The sequence below is a fragment of the Candidatus Limnocylindrus sp. genome (genome assembly GCF_040397215.1).
Classification (GTDB): domain Bacteria; phylum Chloroflexota; class Limnocylindria; order Limnocylindrales; family Limnocylindraceae; genus Limnocylindrus.
The window spans coordinates 43,317-55,190 of the sequence record NZ_JBBAWK010000004.1 but is presented as its reverse complement, the minus strand read 5'-3'; the positions used below and the strand labels follow the sequence as shown (position 1 = coordinate 55,190).

At 65.0% G+C, this 11,874-nt stretch carries 15 protein-coding genes; 10 read left to right on the top strand and 5 right to left on the bottom strand.

Annotated features, from left to right (window positions below; translation table 11 throughout):
• Nucleotides 1–37 precede the first annotated feature (37 nt).
• From lipB to AC3LCN_RS02145, 9 genes are all read left to right on the top strand, one after another.
• Nucleotides 38–775, top strand: coding sequence for a lipoyl(octanoyl) transferase LipB (gene lipB, locus AC3LCN_RS02185; protein WP_488648452.1), 738 nt, complete (start codon nucleotides 38–40; stop codon nucleotides 773–775).
• Nucleotides 772–1,737, top strand: coding sequence for a hypothetical protein (locus tag AC3LCN_RS02180; RefSeq protein ID WP_488648451.1), 966 nt, complete (start codon nucleotides 772–774; stop codon nucleotides 1,735–1,737). The genes lipB and AC3LCN_RS02180 overlap by 4 nt, the downstream gene beginning before the upstream one ends.
• A 73-nt stretch (nucleotides 1,738–1,810) precedes the next feature.
• Nucleotides 1,811–2,383 (top strand): bifunctional pyr operon transcriptional regulator/uracil phosphoribosyltransferase PyrR, encoded by a 573-nt coding sequence (gene pyrR, locus AC3LCN_RS02175; protein WP_488648450.1) that lies wholly within the window; start codon nucleotides 1,811–1,813, stop codon nucleotides 2,381–2,383.
• 39 nt (nucleotides 2,384–2,422) lie between these two features.
• Nucleotides 2,423–2,755, top strand: a complete 333-nt coding sequence (locus AC3LCN_RS02170) for a hypothetical protein (RefSeq protein WP_488648449.1) — start codon at nucleotides 2,423–2,425, stop codon at nucleotides 2,753–2,755.
• Entirely contained in the window at nucleotides 2,755–3,081 is a 327-nt protein-coding gene (locus AC3LCN_RS02165; RefSeq protein ID WP_488648448.1) for a hypothetical protein, read from the top strand. The genes AC3LCN_RS02170 and AC3LCN_RS02165 overlap by 1 nt, the downstream gene beginning before the upstream one ends.
• Nucleotides 3,081–3,539 (top strand): hypothetical protein, encoded by a 459-nt coding sequence (locus AC3LCN_RS02160; RefSeq protein WP_488648447.1) that lies wholly within the window; start codon nucleotides 3,081–3,083, stop codon nucleotides 3,537–3,539. The genes AC3LCN_RS02165 and AC3LCN_RS02160 overlap by 1 nt, the downstream gene beginning before the upstream one ends.
• A gap of 6 nt (nucleotides 3,540–3,545) precedes the next feature.
• Nucleotides 3,546–4,397, top strand: coding sequence for an iron-sulfur cluster-binding protein (locus AC3LCN_RS02155; protein WP_488648446.1), 852 nt, complete (start codon nucleotides 3,546–3,548; stop codon nucleotides 4,395–4,397).
• Complete coding sequence (locus AC3LCN_RS02150) at nucleotides 4,398–5,432, top strand: beta/alpha barrel domain-containing protein (protein WP_488648445.1); 1,035 nt, start codon at nucleotides 4,398–4,400, stop codon at nucleotides 5,430–5,432.
• Nucleotides 5,425–6,135 (top strand): phosphoribosyltransferase family protein, encoded by a 711-nt coding sequence (locus AC3LCN_RS02145; protein ID WP_488648444.1) that lies wholly within the window; start codon nucleotides 5,425–5,427, stop codon nucleotides 6,133–6,135. The genes AC3LCN_RS02150 and AC3LCN_RS02145 overlap by 8 nt, the downstream gene beginning before the upstream one ends.
• On the opposite strand, the gene AC3LCN_RS02140 is transcribed toward AC3LCN_RS02145, so the two are convergent.
• The gene (locus AC3LCN_RS02140; protein WP_488648443.1) at nucleotides 6,136–7,104 is read right to left on the bottom strand and encodes a hypothetical protein; all 969 of its coding nucleotides are present in this window, start codon (nucleotides 7,102–7,104) and stop codon (nucleotides 6,136–6,138) included.
• A gap of 47 nt (nucleotides 7,105–7,151) precedes the next feature.
• Between AC3LCN_RS02140 and AC3LCN_RS02135 the strand changes: the two genes are divergently transcribed.
• Nucleotides 7,152–8,975, top strand: a complete 1,824-nt coding sequence (locus tag AC3LCN_RS02135) for a heme o synthase (RefSeq protein WP_488648442.1) — start codon at nucleotides 7,152–7,154, stop codon at nucleotides 8,973–8,975.
• Nucleotides 8,976–8,985: 10 nt separating this feature from the next.
• Here the strand turns inward: AC3LCN_RS02135 and AC3LCN_RS02130 are convergent, their stop codons facing one another.
• From AC3LCN_RS02130 to AC3LCN_RS02115, 4 genes are read right to left on the bottom strand one after another with little or no spacing between them, the layout of a single operon-like run.
• Nucleotides 8,986–9,672: a YczE/YyaS/YitT family protein gene (locus AC3LCN_RS02130; protein WP_488648441.1), complete on the bottom strand. Its 687-nt coding sequence runs from the start codon at nucleotides 9,670–9,672 to the stop codon at nucleotides 8,986–8,988.
• Between the two features lie 10 nt (nucleotides 9,673–9,682).
• Nucleotides 9,683–10,744 (bottom strand): L-threonylcarbamoyladenylate synthase, encoded by a 1,062-nt coding sequence (locus AC3LCN_RS02125; RefSeq protein ID WP_488648440.1) that lies wholly within the window; start codon nucleotides 10,742–10,744, stop codon nucleotides 9,683–9,685.
• Complete coding sequence (locus AC3LCN_RS02120) at nucleotides 10,741–11,550, bottom strand: exodeoxyribonuclease III (protein ID WP_488648513.1); 810 nt, start codon at nucleotides 11,548–11,550, stop codon at nucleotides 10,741–10,743. The genes AC3LCN_RS02125 and AC3LCN_RS02120 overlap by 4 nt, the downstream gene beginning before the upstream one ends.
• A gap of 29 nt (nucleotides 11,551–11,579) precedes the next feature.
• Complete coding sequence (locus tag AC3LCN_RS02115; protein ID WP_488648439.1) at nucleotides 11,580–11,867, bottom strand: hypothetical protein; 288 nt, start codon at nucleotides 11,865–11,867, stop codon at nucleotides 11,580–11,582.
• Between the last annotated feature and the right edge of the window lie 7 nt (nucleotides 11,868–11,874).

Genomic DNA, 11,874 nt, shown 5'->3' with positions numbered 1-11,874 from the left:
GCGGGTAAATGTGAGTGCGAGACGCTACGCTCTGGGCATGGAGTTTGAGCACCGCTGGCTCGGAAGAATCGGCTACGACGAGGCGCATGCCCTGCAGCGCACACTGCTGGCCGAGCGGGCTGCGGGTCGCGGTCGCGACACCCTGCTCACGTTGGAACACGATCCCGTGATGACCCTGGGGCGTAACGCCGATCCGAGCCATCTACTGCTCTCTGAAGCCGACTACGTCGCGCGCGGCATCGCCGTGCGACACGTAGAGCGCGGTGGCGAGGTGACCTATCACGGCCCTGGGCATCTGGTGATGTATCCGGTCGTAGCGCTGCGCCAGAACGGAATTTCGCTGCGTGTGCACATTCGTGCACTCGAGGCTGCGCTGATTGCGGCGTGTGCGGCGTTCGATATCGCCGCAGAGCGCCGTGATGGCGCGCCCGGCTGCTGGGTGGGCGAGCGCAAGATTGGTGCGGTCGGCGTGCGCGTAGAGCGTGGTGTGGCCTGGCACGGCCTTGCGCTCAATGTTGGGCGGGACCTCGCGCCATTTGATTTGATCAATCCGTGTGGTCACGCCGGCATAGTTTCGACCTCGATTGCCCTGGAGCAAGATTGGGCGGCGACGGCGCGCGGCGAGCGTGATTCCATCGGTACCACGGCCCCTGATCTGCAAAGCGTTGCCGATCTCGTTGCCGCGGCGTACGACAGCGAACTTGCCGCGTACGGCACGAGCGCTAGCGTTCATGTGAACAGCGCAGTTCCTGCAGCTGCCGGGGGTTCACGATGAGCGGTGGTATCTGGGAGCTGCGTCGCGACGAGATCACCGGCTGGTGGTCGGCAACCGTCGTTGATCGCGAGTTTGAGCCGAAACGATTCCATGAGGCGCGCACATCTGGCGCTCGCGAAGCGGAGTGCACGAACTGTGCGCAGTCTGATGCCGCAGCGGTAACGCGACGCGTGCTGCGCCAAGGTGCATTCCACTCTGTGGGCACGCGCATGGATGCCGCCGCTGGGGAATCTGGATTCCTCACGCTGAGCGATGTGGACCGCGCGGGCTCGTGGTCAACCCTTATTGCGCCAGGCCGTGAACATGGCGAGCTCGATGAGGTGCCGGTGGCTGTGGTGTCGGCATTCTTGATGGCGATCCGAGATCACCTGCGCAGCGCGCGTGATCTTGGCGCAACCGCCTACATTCAATATGTTCGCAACGCAGGGGGTCAGGCGGGGGCGATGACCGATCACCTCTGCTTTGAGGCCTACGACCTGCCGCAGGTGCCGCACCGACTCGCCGAAGAGATTGGTGGCGCGGCGCGCCTCTCCATTCGCGCCGGCGGTTGCGCCTACTGTCACCTCGTTGCCGATGAGTCGCACGGCGGACGACGCATGCTCCATCGCGATCCGTTCGGCTTGGTCGTTGCCCCCTTTGCCAGCCGTTCGGCGTTTGAGACGTGGATCGTTCCGAACAACCACAGTGCCGACTTCGCCGACACCGATGCGGCGACGATCGCCGGATTCGCCAGCACCCTGCAGACCGCGGTCCGGGCACTACGGGCGATCGGCATGCCGCCATACAACCTGATTCTGCATACGGCGCCCCTGCGCGAGCGCGTCGATGGCACCTATCACTGGCACTGGGAGCTCCACCCGCGCCTCCGCCCGATCGGCGGGCTGGAACTCGCCTCAGGCATCCCCGTGGTGCCGATCTCCCCTGAGGAGGCGGTTGTGGAACTGCGCCGCGCCCTCGCCTAGCCACCCTGCTATCGTTCCGCAGCACCCGCAACGTGGTCGGCAGAGATCGGCCGGCGGGGCAAAGGAGTGGACCATGGCACGACAGGTGATGAACGCCGAAGAGATCCGCAGGGCACTGACCCGCATCTCCCATGAAATCATTGAGAAAGAGGGGACCGAAGGTCTCGTCGTCGTTGGCATTCAGCGCCGCGGCGTACCGCTTGCCAAGGTCATCGTTGAGGCGATCAAAGAGCACGAAGGCGTCACCGTTGAGTCGGGCACCCTCGACATCAGCTTCTATCGCGATGATCTTTCGACGATCGCCGTTGCCCCAGTGCACCGCGGCACATCGATCCCTGGAGACATCACTGGCAAGACGATCATATTGGTTGATGACGTGCTCTATACGGGTCGCACGATTCGCGCCGGCCTCGACGCACTTATCGACTACGGCCGACCGAAGGCGATCCGCCTCGTGGCGCTCATCGATCGCGGCCATCGCGAACTGCCTATTCGTGCCGATTATGTTGGAAAGAACATTCCAACGACGAGCGGAGAGGTCGTGCGCGTCTGCGTGCAGGAGATCGATGGTGAAGCGCTCGTTAAGGTGGAGTTGCTTGCGGAGCATCTCGCTGCGAACGATGCGGCCGCCAAGGAGAAGGGCTGAGCTGATCGCGTGACAAACAATCCGACGAGCCCGGAGACGATGCCTGAGTACAAGGGCGGCCCGTTGAATGCGGGTCGCGGCCCTGGCCTCGGCTGCTTCTGGATTCAGGCGGTGGCGCTCGTCATCGCAATGATCATGGCGCCGCTCTCTGCGGTGCTGAACTGGCCCGCCCCAATCGCGATTGGGCTCCTCTTCCTTGTGGTGATCCTCCTCCTCCTCGTGGGGCAGACCTCAATCTTCCTGCTGCGCCTCGTGGCCGCCGACCGGAAGGGGCGCCGCGCACCGATGCGGAGCACCACGAAGACGGTCGGGCAGATTGAGGATGATTCCAAGGGCGACACGGAGAGCAGCGGCGTGGGAGAATCCCGCTAATGCCAGTACTTGCCACCTACTTCTCGATTCGACGGGGGCGCGACCCCTTTTTTAAATTTTTCATGCGGACCCTCTTTCCGCGCACAGTGAAGGATTATGAGAAGAAGTTCGGCATCAAGTTCCTCGGCTGGTACAACGTGGCGCACGGCTGGGACTTCGACAACGTGATCATGTTTGATCTTCCCGACTACGGCACTCTCGACAAGCTCGAGGCCGACGAATCGTCACGCGCCCTCGGCCATCGCGCGGGCGAGTGGATGTTTGAGCGCCACCACTCAATGTTCCTTCGCGAGCGACTCTCTTCGGATCTGGAGTACACGGGCTGATGATCTTCGGTCGAAAGCCAAAGGTTGAAGTCGCTCCTGTTGAAGGGGTGCCCGTAATCTCGCAAGATGCCGTGCGCCGCTACGCCGATGCTGCTGAGGCGGCCGGATCCGAACGACTTCTCGCCATTGAGCACGCAACCGAGCGGCTAAGCCGCTACCTACGTGATCACCGCAACGTGCTTCAGACCGCGGGCCCACTAATCCTCGCGGGCACGGTTGACGCCGCAGAGCTCGTGTTGGAGCAGGAGGGTGGTTTCACCATGAGCTCAACCGATGCCGAGGGTGTGGCGTCAATGGACCGCATGAGCATCTCTGAAGTGGTGGAGCTCTGGGGCGCCGCTGATCTCTACGACCGAATCGAAGCGGCACTGCGTGCAGCTGCTGGACTCGCGCCACGACCAACCGGTGCGATCGTGGCGGGCCTCGGCGTGGCCGGGGACGACCGCGCGTCGGTCTGATTCGCGATGGGCAGCACGCCCGTCGCCGGTGAACTTCTCGCGATTGGCGAACTAGCCCCCGGACGCATCGCCCTTGAGTTTCGCGCCCCAAACCTGATCGCTGCACTGCGCCCAGGCCACGCGCTGCACCTTGTACGTCCAGAGTCTGGAGGCTACCGCGTGCGGCGCGTTGCCCCTGTCTCTCGCGTCGACCTCATTCGTGGGAGCGTTGAGGTTGCGCTGCAGCCACGAGCTGATGGCGGCCAAGACGCACTCGCAGGGCTGCGCGTCGGCGACGTGATCGAGCTGATCGGACCGATCGGGCAGCCGATCCTCCTTAACAAGGCCACGATGCGGCTGCTGCTCATTGCTGACGGCGAAGGGTTCGCCTGGGTGCGCGCGCTAGCGATCGCCGCAACGAGTGCCGGCATCAGTGTGACGATGCTCCAGCAGGCGGAGACGGCGGCTGACCTGCCGCCAGCCAGCCTCCTCCCCGACGTCGTGGAGATTGTGGTCGCCACGAGCGATGGCAGCATCGGCCACCGCGGCACCGTCGCTGACCTGCTCTCCGAGTACGTCTCCTGGGCGGATCAGGCGGTCGTCGCAGGTGCCACCGACATTCGATCCGCTGCAACATCTGCCGCCCTTCGCCGACGCACCGCAGATCGCACAACGGCAAGTGGCAAGCCTGCGCGCGCACGCATCGCGCCCGCTGGTGATCGTGCGCCGTGGCTCCAGGCGCTGCTGGCACACGAGATTGGCTGTGGCATTGGCGCCTGTGGTGGCTGCACCGTTGCAACGCGCACTGGCCAGGTGCGCCTCTGCCGCGAAGGGCCAGCAGTGGACGCAACTGGCTACGCATCAAAGGGTGGTGCATAAGTGCCTCCACGCAAGCGCACAAAGGTGGCCGCGCCGCGCGCGACCCGAACCGCGCAGGTGGCGGAGCAGGTGAACGAGCGGATCAATCCGCTCACCGTTGACCTTGCCGTCACCCTTAGCACCGAGCACCCGCTACGACTGGAGCGACCGATCGTTGTCGCCAGTGGTCCTCTCGGCTTTGGCAACGAGGCAGGCGGCGCGATTGATCTACGAGAAGTTGGCCTCTTCGTTGTGCGCGGTATCTCGCTGCGGCCACGATTTGGCGGCTTGATGCCGCGACTAGTGGAGGTTCCTGGCGGCGTGATGCATGCGGTGAACCGTGAAAACCCCGGTGCTGATGAGGTGATCGATCGACACGGTGCAAGTTGGCGCTCGGCGCCGTGCGCGGTTGCCCTTTCCCTCGTCGCCACGTCGGTAAAGGAGCTTGCGCAGCTGATCGCGCGGGTTGAGCGGCGCGCCGACGAGCTCGGCATTGCTGCGCTTGAGATTGATCTCACCGCCCCGTGTGATGGCCTTGATGGCGCCCGATGGGAGTCGTCGGCGGATGAGGCGCTGCGCCTGATTGATACGGCGCGCGGTGCGACCGATCGACCCCTCATCGCGAAAGTCTCGTCAGCGGCGAGTGAGCTCCGCCGTTTGGCAAGCGAGTCGATCGATGCGGGGATTGATGTTCTCTCGGTGAGTGGATCACCGCATGGCTTTCTCCCCGATCGCGCACGTCGTGGCCCAGCCTTGGCGGCAGGTATCGGTGAGCTCTCTGGGCCGCTGGTACGCCCGGCCGCACTCGCAGCGATCGCTGAGGCGGCGAGTGGTGCGGGCGCACCGATCATTGGCGGGGGAGGCATCGGCTCGCCAGCCGACGCCCTCGATACCTTCGCCGCTGGCGCAAGCGCGGTGAGTCTCGGGACCGCACTCTGGGCAGATCCACGACTCCCTGGAGCGGTGGGCGATTCGCTCCGACGTGCGGTGGCTGCCCGTGGCGAGACCAACGTTCTCGCGCTGCGTGGCAGCGCGCTAGGCTCTCGCCATGAGTGAACCACTTCGCCCACTGCGCGAGTTGCTGACGCCGCCCTCCGGCTACCCCGCCGCCCCAGTCGATCCGCGCGATCGCGCAGCAACAGCCCAGCGCATTGAGGGCCTGCTGCTCGCCACTGGCGCGCTGCAGCGTGGCCACTTCCTGCTTAGGAGCGGACGGCACGGCGACCAGTACCTCGAAAAGTGGTCGCTCTTACAACATCCATCTGCCGCTGCAGAGATCACGCACGCACTCGCCGTGCAGAGCCTCGAGAGCGTTGAGGCGCTTGGTGGCGACATCGACCTCGTCGTTGGGCCAGCCACTGGCGGAGTACTACTGGCGTATGAGGTTGGCCGGCTCCTCGGGGTGCGCGGACTCTTCGCTGAGGAGGTGCGTGGCACAGTCGGAGCTACACGACGCGAGTTCCGTCGCGGCTTTCAGATTCCACCGCGCGCACGCGTGCTCTTGGTTGACGACATTCTGACCACTGGCGGATCGCTACAAGCACTTCTTCCGCCGCTCTACGCCGCGGGTGCCCATCCGATCGCCGCCGCTGTTATTGCGAGTCGCACGCCGGGGCTCACGCAAATCGACGCTGAGGGACGTGAACCGATTCCGCTGATCGCCGGGATCACGCTGAACCTGCCGACGTATGAGCCAGTCGACTGCCCACTTTGTGCGTCGGGAGAGCCGATCGGCGCCCCTGGGAATAGCGGCCGCTAGCTAGTTCGCGGCGAGTTCGGCAAGCGCCGCGTCGATCTCTGCGGGGCTAATGATTCCCTCATAGGAGCGGAGGATGCGCCCGTCGCGTCCGACGGTGAAGATCCACGGCTCGACCGGAAGCTGCCATGCGTCTACAACGCTGGTTGGCTGCAGTCCACCTCCGGTTGCAAGGACCGGAATCAAGCGCGTGCCGTTCCAACTCATCTGATATGGCTCCACATGAATGACCACGACCCCTGGGTGTCGATCTGCCGCGGCTTTCAAGATCGTGAGCGTTGGCCCGCACGCCTGCGACACACAGAATGCTGGCGAGGCGAAGGCGATCAGGAAGGGAGTCCCCGTTGCGAGAAGCTCAGCTGCGGAGTGCGAATAGAAGGCGGCACGCGGATCGGGGTCGGTGGAGATCCCCGCCACTCCGTGTGGGTCGGTGGCAGCAATCGGTGTTGCGACGGTTGGCGCCTTGTTGCCAGGGCGCGGCGCAATGCTGGCTGACTGCACGATTGAGGTGACGCGGATCAGCACGGCTGCTCCACCGGCGTCGGTGCCGCTGATGACGAGGCCGATCTCACGCGCGCCAACGGGGATCTCGGTGGTGCCGATAAAGAAGCCGCGAACGTTGGTGATCGCCCAGGCGAAGGGGAGCGGCGACGCAGCTGCCAGTGGCGTGCAACCGTCGGTGGTGATGTCAAAGACTTCGCTCTTGAGCGTCCAGGCCGGAGAGCCGAGCGGGAAGCTGGCGCTGTCGACGAGACCGAGGATGAGTCGCGTCGCACCAGGGGCGAGGTCACTGTTCGCCAACAGGGGGAGTGGTCCAGTGGAGGTCGCCTGACCGGCAGCGGGCCAGGCATCGGTGCAGCCGTTCCTGGCGCTATCGCCCGCGCTGGCGCTTGGGGTGGGGGTTGACCCGCCGCACGCAACAAGAGCGGCGCAGAGGGAGGCGAGAACGGCGCTTCGCAATACCTTCTTCACACACCCACTCTATCCCACGTTTCCGAGGGTCGGCGTACCATCTGCGTATGAAGAGTTTCCGCACAACGCTGCGTCTACTACTTGGCGCGACTATTGGCCTCGTGGTCGTCGGCGTCATCGTTCGGGCAACTGAGTCTGGAATGGGCTGCCCAGACTGGCCCCTCTGCTACGGGCAGATCATTCCGCCAACCACTGACTCGGGAGACGTCATCGCCTATAAGGCGTGGCTCGAGTGGATCCACCGCACGATCGCGGCGGTGATCGGCCTAATCGCCTTGGCATTGGTGTTCTTCGCGCTGCGCAACCTCAAGGGTCGCCGATCACTCCAGGGGGCCTCGGTCGCCCTGCTCGCACTCGTTCTCTTCCAGGCATGGCTCGGGCGCCAAACGGTCCTGGAGTCCAACTCGGGCGTCTCTGTGACTGCACACCTCGCCACGGCGATGGCATTCGTCGGGTTGCAAGTCTGGGTGCTCGCTCGAAGCGGGTACGCCGAGACCCTCGCCGGTATCCGTCGCGCAAGCGGGAGCGTTGTGGCGCCGATCGTTGCCGCGGGGGGTATCTACGCGCTGCTCCTCTTCGGCTCGAACGTGACGGGCACCGATACTGGCCTGCTCTACCCCGATTGGCCACTCATGGGCGGCACCCTCTTCCCGCCAATCACTGCACTCTCAACACCGATGATTGCGCACCGGTACGCGACCGCGATCGTTGCGCTCATCCTGGTCTCAGCGCTCTGGATCGTGCTCCGCGAGAAGGGGAGCTCGGTGCGCGTGCGTCAATTACTGACCTACGCCACAGCCACATTTGCCATGCAATGCCTCATCGGCGCGGCGCAAATCTTCACCAAGCTCGCACCATGGACGCAGACGCTGCATGTCGCACTGGCCACCATGATCTGGATTTTGACCGTCGGCGCCGCATCGATTGCACTGCTTGAGGGGCGTTCCGCAGGGGGTGGCTTGGCGAGTCAATCAACACGCAGGCCACAAACCAGCCGGGAGACAGTTTCTGCCTATATCGCGCTGATCAAACCGCGCATCGTTGAGCTGCTGCTGATCACCACGATTCCCGCGATGCTCCTTGCAGCACATGGCTTTCCACCACTGACGATGATCGCCGCCACGCTCGTTGGCGGCACGCTCAGTGCCGCGAGCGCCAACGTCTTTAACTGCATCATTGACGCGGACATCGATGCGCAGATGGCGCGTACCGCTGCACGCCCGCTCGTCACCGGCCGAATCAGCGTTGGGGCGGCGCTCCTCTTTGCAAGCATCCTTGGCGTCGCAAGCTTCATCTTCCTGGCACTCACGACAACGATCATGGCGGCGTTTATTTCGCTCCTCGCGATCGCCTTCTACGTGCTGATCTATACGCTGATCCTGAAGCGCTCAACCCCGCAGAACATCGTGATCGGTGGAGCGGCGGGTGCCCTTCCGCCGGTGATCGGCTGGGCCGCAGTCACGGGTGATATCTCGCTGGTACCGATCCTCCTCTTCGCCCTCGTCTTCTACTGGACGCCGCCACACTTCTGGGCGCTCGCACTCCGAATTGGTCCCGACTACGCCGCCGCAGGGGTGCCGATGCTCCCCGTTACCGCCGGACCAGTGGAGACGGCGCGGCAGATTTGGCTCTATACGATCCTTCTCGTGGCAATGAGCCTGATGCTCTGGGCGGTGGCCGGGATGGGTCTCGTCTACCTAGCGGTTGCCGTCGTCGGCGGCGGGATCTTCTTGCTCCGCGCTTGGCGCCTGCGTAGTGATGTGCTCGGCGACGGACTACTGCGTGGCGCAACGCGCCTCTATCGCTTCTCGATCAGCTACCTCACCCTGATCTTCGCCGCGATCGCGATCGACTCAATCCTGCCGCGCTAGCGGCGCGACCTTAGCGTCGATCGGCCGCCGCAGCCTGTCGCTTCGCGCGACCGCCGCGATCGAGTCTGCCGAGCCAGAACTGCACCTGCGGCCCAATGGTGAAGGCGAACCAGATCGTGCCGAAGCCGAAGGTGCCACCGAGCACGATCCCCAAGATGCCCACGACGACCTCGATGGCGGTGCGCATCTTCCAGATCGGCTGGCCGGTGCGGTGGTGGAGCCCGGTCATCAGGCCATCGCGTGGCCCAGGGCCGTTGCCGCTGCCGATGTAAATACCTGAGCCGATGCCAACGATGGCTGTGCCGGCGATCGCCAGCGCGCCAGCGAGCAGTGGTTGCGCGGCGACCTCTGCGGCCGAAGGGAGGCCAGCGAGGGCGAGGAGGGCAATCTCCACGTTCATCACCCAGCCGATGATCACGATGTTGCTCAGGGTTCCCAGGCCAGGGCGCTGGCGGAGTGGAATCCAGAGCAGCAGCACGAAGATGCCGCTCAACTGCGCAGCGGTGCCGATCTGAATGCCGAGCTGCTTGCTCAGCCCTTGGTGCAGGATCTCCCACGATGGAAGGCCGACCCCGGCGGCGAGCATCATGACGAGGCCCGTGGCGAAGACCACCTGACCGGCGATGGATTGAGGGAAGCGCTTCAGCGCATCGGCGGTGATCGCCTGCGAGAGCCAGTTGCTGCGCGGTGTGGTCATGCGGTTCCCCTTACTGCGGCGTGGCTGCCGCGCGGCGAAGGCGGTCCGCGATTGCCGAACCGAGGCCGCCCTCAGGATAGGGGGCGGCGATGATTCTCGCGGCGGGTGCTGCACGGCTGACCAATACGGCCTCAAGTTCATGCAGTCGCTCGAAGAGGTGGGCGGCGGCGGCGACCGGATCCAGCGTCTCAGAGAGCGCAGCGCTCGCATGAACGGTTGCCCCTGCAGCCGCGGCGAGCGCCTCCAGGCGCGTGAGGGTCGCGCGATCTGGTGCGAGGAGTGCGCACGCCGTAACGCCAGCAGGGAACGTCGTTGTTATCAAAAGAAGCGGGACCATCGGCGCGTAGTGCGACTCAGTCATACCGGGCGCCTGGAGTGGCACGCCAGGTTGTGCCGTTGGTGCCGCAGCGGCGATGCCGCCGTGATCGGCGAGCACGCGTGTGAGTTCTTCAAGCGGGATGCCGCCGTGTCGCAGGAGTCGTGCCGGCCCATCGGCATCAAGCGCGACCACGCTCGACTCAACGCCAATCTCCGTTGCCTCGCCGAGCAGCACGGCGTCAATGCGTCCATCGAGCTGTTCGAGCACATGGTCGGCGGTGGTGGGCGAGAGGCGACCGAAGCGATTCGCGCTTGGTGCAGCAATCGGCGTTCCCGCCGCGCGAATCAGTGCCAGCGCCGTCTCGTGTCGCGGCAGGCGCACGCCAACGGTATCGAGCCCGGCGCGCGTCAGGCCAGGAACCTCAGGTCGCGCCGCGGCAACGATCGTGAGTGCTCCTGGCCAGAAGGCATCTGCAAGAAGTGTGATGCGCGGATCGGCGAGCGCAGCGTCGGTGAAGAGGTGGGTTAGATCGGCGCGATCGGCGATGTGCACGATGAGCGGGTCAAAGGTTGGGCGACCCTTCGCCTCAAAGATGCGCGCGACCGCTGGCGCATCAAACGCGCTCGCTCCGAGTCCGTAGACCGTCTCGGTGGGGAAGGCGACGAGGCCGCCAGCCCAAATGATCGCCGCGGCACGCGGCATTGACTCGGCGGCGGAGTGTGGCGTTCGTGCGCGCAGGCGTTCGGTGATCACGCCGGTCGCGCCACGTCAATCATCAGCGCGGCGTGATCCGATGGCGACTCACCCTTGCGTCCGTCACGGTCCACACCGCTGCTCACGATCGCACCAGCGCGTGGCTCAACGAGCAGGTGATCGATGCGCATGCCCCAGCCGCGATGGAAGGCGCCGCCGCGGTAGTCCCACCAGGTGAACGGTGCGCGCTCCCCATCTGGGGCGACGTCTTGCGCCGCGTCAACCAGGCCCAAGTCAACCAGAGCGTTCCAGGCGTCGCGTTCCCGTGGGGTGACATGCGTCGCGCCAACGAGCGCCGCTGGATCCCACACGTCAGCATCGGTTGGAGCCACATTGAAATCACCACCCAGGAGTAGCGGAGCAGGCTCGGCGATGCGCTCTGCCGACCAGGCGCGCAGTGCGCCGTACCAGTGCAGCTTGGCGTAGAAGTGTGGCGCGTCGACCTCGCGACCGTTTGGCGCGTAGACCGATGCAACGCGAAGGCCACCACAGACGGCGCTGATGAGTCGTGGCTCACTGAGAAGGTCGGGGAGTGTGGCGTCGCCTCCCTGCGGCGCATAGTCGGCGATGCTCTCCTGCACCTCACTGAGGCCATGTCGCGATGCGATCAGCACCCCGTTGCGCCCGCCGGCACCGAGGGCGGCAACTTGGTAGGAACGCGTCGAGAAGAGCCCTTCTGGAATCTGGGATGGGTCGCACTTCGTCTCCTGCAGCAGCACGATGTCTGGCTGTGTTGCATCGAGCCAGGCGGCGACCCGCTCAGCGCGGGCGCGAAGGCCGTTGACGTTCCAGGTGGCGATGCGCAGGGTGGGCGCTGTCATGGGTGTCCCAGACGTTAGGAGCGAGGCCCGCGCAAGATCGCGCCGATGATCCCCGCGTCGAGTGGCGCACCCGCCTCGCCGGTGGGATCTGACTCTTCGGTGATGGGCTGCAGCCCGAGTGTGGTGAGCGCTGCGATCGCAGCTGGTAGCTGCGCGTCGGGGACGCCGAGATGGAGTGAACCATCTGACTCTGGTGCTCCCATTATCCCGTCAACGGCGATACCGGCCGCGGCAAGCGCGGAGGTAACGGCGGCAAGGCTGCCGACCTTCGGGGAGACTGCAACGGTAAACCAGGCGCTCATGCGCCAA